This window comes from Streptomyces sp. STAM6 (assembly GCF_054963715.1).
This window is the reverse complement of the sequence record NZ_JBUEFZ010000078.1, coordinates 1-3,845: the sequence shown is the minus strand read 5'-3', so window position 1 is coordinate 3,845 and position 3,845 is coordinate 1. Positions and strand designations below refer to the sequence as shown.

Here is a 3,845-nt window from a genome sequence, read left to right as displayed (position 1 = left end):
TCAGCACATCACCCTTAATAGCTGGCAGTTGATCGGATGCAAATATCCGGTCAACCATCACTGATGGCATGTCGGGACCGGATCAAGCCGCTGATGTCGGCTGATCCGGTCCGTGCGCGCACCCGGAGACGGGATTCTCACAGCACTCCTCGCAGCGGCCGACGACATCGACGACATCGGCCAACCAGGTCCGTGAATCGACTTCCGCGGGCGCAACCGTGTGCCGCCCGGGTAAATGAGGGCATCGGGATGCCCGGGCCCGCGATCACGCATGCGGGCACCGCCGCGGCGTGAGCCGGACCATGAATGCGGCACAGAGTTGCGCGGTCCGGCCGTGCAGCCGGGCCAACTCGGAAACAAGCCGCCATCGCCGACCGGGCCGTGCTCCACTTCCGGTCACCCCGATCGAGGGCGATGCTGACCCGCGCAGACGTGTACCTCAGCTCCAGGGCGCGACCACCCCTTCGAGCGGGCCGTACCCGCTGCCCTCGAAAACTCGACATCATGACGGACGCCCATGTGCTTCGGTGTCCGGATCGGCCACGTCGGCACCCCTCGCGCAACGGTCCCCTCCACAGGACCCGTTGGCCACCAGGCAGCACAAGAAGACCACAGCCGTTCCCTTTGACGTGGCAGCATCCGGAACTGATCCTCGGCGCGCTCGGAGCGCGATACCCCACGCGCGCGCCCCTCCAGAATGCAGAGCGAAAGGGCGCGTGCGTCCGCGCGGAACGGGTCGGTCCGGTCGGCGACCGCGGACGTTACCGCTTTCGGGTGGTCCTGGAGCTCGTTGACAACACCGGCGCGTTGATGCCCGTTTCACGACATTTCGTACTAATCTCCCGTCACGGTAAAAGTCGATCTTCCATGGATCGCACCCCCCATTCACTCCACTGGAGATGACATGCGTAAGCTTCGCAACGTTGCCGTGCTGGTCGCCGCACTCAGCAGCATCGGGCTGGTGGGCGGCACGGCCCAGGCCGACCAGGGCGGCAAGGGCCACGGCGACAAGTTCAACATTTCGCAGAGCTCTGAGTGCAAGTCGCACGACCTGAACCTGGACGTCCTCGGCGAGGTCGGCCTGATCAACGGCCTGCTGGGCAACGGGCTCAACGGCGAGGGCAACCCCGGCGCCCAGTCCACGCACATCGGTTCCACCATGGGCTGCAACAACAGCGCCTTCTGACATCCCGGGCCGGCGACACCACGTCGCCGGCCCAGCAAAGGTCCCGGCACCGCGCCCCAGGGCGCGGGCGCCGGGACCTTTGCGTGCCGCCCGGCCTCCTGCGGCAGCGACGGATCACCCGAGTCCGGCGGTGGCCGCCGGCTTCCGGGCCACGCACCAGCCGCGCGTGACGCCACTGCAACACAAGTGGATGGTTCACCCACCGTCTCCGCCATCTCGGCCAGGGCGGCGACGACAACGGCCTGTTGTCCCGCGGGTCGTGATCAGCCGGCCAACGCCCCCTCGCGCCAGAAGCCTTCTGCGGAAATCCACAGGTCCAGGCGCCCCCGGCCGGGGAGCGTGTCCTGAGGCCGCTGGATGGGACGAGGTGGGGCCGCGGGCCGGAGGGGTGCTTCTCCCGGAGCCTCGGCCGACTGCCCGCGGCACCGCGAAATGCCGGGCCGGGAAGGTTCCCGGTCCGGCATGGATGACGCGGTGCTCAGAAAACGGGGTTCGGCCGCTTGAAGCCTGCCGGCAGTTTCGCCGTGTTGGAGCAGTCGATGACCTGCCCGGTGCTGCCGGTCTGACTGTCGCCCAGCAGTTGGTGGTCGCGGAATGCCACGTTCGGCCGGTCGGCCGTGGAGCAGTTCTGCTGCTGCGTGACGATGTGCTTGCCCTCCTTGTCCACCTTGGTCTCGTCCTTGCGGATGCAGACGGCGCCGCCGGTGTCGCAGTCATCCGCACGTCCGTCTGCGTACGCGTGCCCGGCGCCGGCACAGATTGCGGCGAGACTTCCCAGGACTCCCGAAATGGCGGCGATCTTCTGCGGAGTGAACATATGGAATTCCTTTACAACGTCGGGCCCGATCGTTCTTTGCGCCTGGACGCGCCGTGGGCTGCGCCCTGCGCGGGAATAGCCGCAGCCCGGACGCACAGGCGTGATGAGCCGCCGTGCGTCCGGGCTGCCGTTGCCACGGGTACCACCTGGCACACCGCCGAAGAGGCCGCGCGATGACGCAACCAGTCCGTTCACAGTGGTGCGAGGTGCATCAGTGACCCGGAGAGGGTCGATGGGTCCGTGGCAGCGCCGAGCAGTTGAGCCCCGGGTTCAGGTCTTACTCGCCGTGGCCCTGCTCCGGCTCGCCGTGCTTCTCCTGCGGGTGACCGTAGTAGCCGTCACTGACGGCAACGGCGTTGGCAGAGGACTCGGCGACCGCGGTGACGGGCGCACCCGGCTCGCTCTCGCCGGCGAAGCTGACACCGGCGCCGAAGGCCGACAGGCCCGCGACCGCCGCGGCAACCACTGCTACGCGCTGAAACTTACGCATGTTCAAACCCTTCCTTACCCAGGCACGATGCCCGGCTTGGCTACTCCGTGTATTTATATACACAGTTTTCGCCATATGCCGGGATCTGCGGTGCATCGTGTCGGGCTTCGCCGTGTCGCGCGGCCGAGCCTCGCGGGCCGGAAGGGATGTGTGTGGTGAGTCGGGATTAGACCAGCGGAGCGAACGGCTGCGACTCCGTGTCGGCCGCGTCGGGCGCTCCAGTGGTAGCGGGGGAACAGGTCACCTCCGGCCCGAGCCGCATCATCCCACCGCCCAGAACGGCGGGAACGGTCAAGGGCTTGACCGGAGTGCAGGTCTCCCGGTGGGCCATCACACCGTCTTCGGATGCGTGGCCCTGGATCTTCTGATGACAGCTGACACCGCCCAGAAGGTCACGCGTACACCCTCCCTGTGCCTGCGCGGCAGAAGCGGGGGTGCCGCCGGGCAGGGTCATGGCGAGGCCACCGGCGAGCACCGTCAGGGCCGCGATCTTCTTCCTGCTGAACATGTGATGCGCGCTTTCCTTGCGTTGGGGTGCCCACTGCGCGCCCTGGAGTCGGGCGCGCGGGGTGTTGCATCGACTCGAGGCGACCGGCCGTGGCGCGGGACTGCTCAGGACCCTCCCTGAACAGCCCCGCGGCCGGTGCCGGGCACGGAGTGACGCGGGTGCGGCTCAGTAGCCGGCGTTGGTGGAACCGGTGTTGGTGAAGGCGTTGTTGTACTGGCCGCAGGCCGTGTCCAGGGTGCCGGCCAGGCCGAGCACGCCGATCGGGACGTCGTTCTCCGCCACCGTCTGCGGGCTGCACTCCTGGTAGGGGCGGTAGAGGTCGTACACCTTCGGCCCGCTGTCGGACGTGTCGGCGACAGCGGCGCCGGCACCGGCGGCGGACAGGCCGCCCGCCGCCGCCACTGCTGCGATCACGACCTGCTGAAGCTTGCGCATAAAACCCTCGGATTTTCACTCGTACATCGAGGCGGATTGCCTACCGTGACTGAACAGACGCTATCAGTAACCAGATATGGCGTTCCACGTCGAGCACTCCGTAGGGGACATCGACTCGCAACATCAGCCAAATGGACGCCAATTGGCCGTATAAACAGCCCAGTTGCCCATGCTTCGAGGCGGTTTCCGATCTCCCTCCTACGACGCGGCGCCACCGGCACGGGGCGCCACCTCATGCGACTGCCCACCGTGCGGTCCTGCGCGCGCAAGCCAACACGCAACGCGGCAGCGTGAGCCGGGCGTTGCACGCCGGAACGATGGAGACGTCATCACTCAGGGACGGATGACGCACGGCAGCGGAGAGGGCAGGGTCGCCGCGCCCCCTCAAACAGGGGACCTCGGGTCAGGA

Annotated in this window: 5 protein-coding genes; 1 reads left to right on the top strand and 4 read right to left on the bottom strand. The window is 67.5% G+C overall.

Translation table 11 applies throughout. The features are described from left to right. Positions 1-904 precede the first annotated feature (904 nt). Positions 905-1,186, top strand: coding sequence for a hypothetical protein (locus ACY34K_RS33710; RefSeq protein WP_462754056.1), 282 nt, complete (start codon positions 905-907; stop codon positions 1,184-1,186). A 478-nt stretch (positions 1,187-1,664) separates the two neighbouring features. Here the strand turns inward: ACY34K_RS33710 and ACY34K_RS33705 are convergent, their stop codons facing one another. The 4 genes from ACY34K_RS33705 to ACY34K_RS33690 all read right to left on the bottom strand — a co-directional run bounded on the left by ACY34K_RS33705 (position 1,665) and on the right by ACY34K_RS33690 (position 3,436). Beyond that, a complete protein-coding gene (locus tag ACY34K_RS33705; protein WP_462754054.1) occupies positions 1,665-2,003 on the bottom strand; it encodes a hypothetical protein in 339 nt (112 codons plus the stop codon). 277 nt (positions 2,004-2,280) lie between these two features. Next, on the bottom strand, positions 2,281-2,493 hold the full coding sequence (locus ACY34K_RS33700) for a hypothetical protein (RefSeq protein WP_462754052.1): 213 nt from the start codon (positions 2,491-2,493) through the stop codon (positions 2,281-2,283). A gap of 166 nt (positions 2,494-2,659) precedes the next feature. Then, positions 2,660-3,001: a hypothetical protein gene (locus ACY34K_RS33695; RefSeq protein ID WP_462754051.1), complete on the bottom strand. Its 342-nt coding sequence runs from the start codon at positions 2,999-3,001 to the stop codon at positions 2,660-2,662. A 165-nt stretch (positions 3,002-3,166) separates the two neighbouring features. Continuing rightward, positions 3,167-3,436, bottom strand: coding sequence for a hypothetical protein (locus ACY34K_RS33690; RefSeq protein WP_462754049.1), 270 nt, complete (start codon positions 3,434-3,436; stop codon positions 3,167-3,169). Positions 3,437-3,845: the final 409 nt, after the last annotated feature.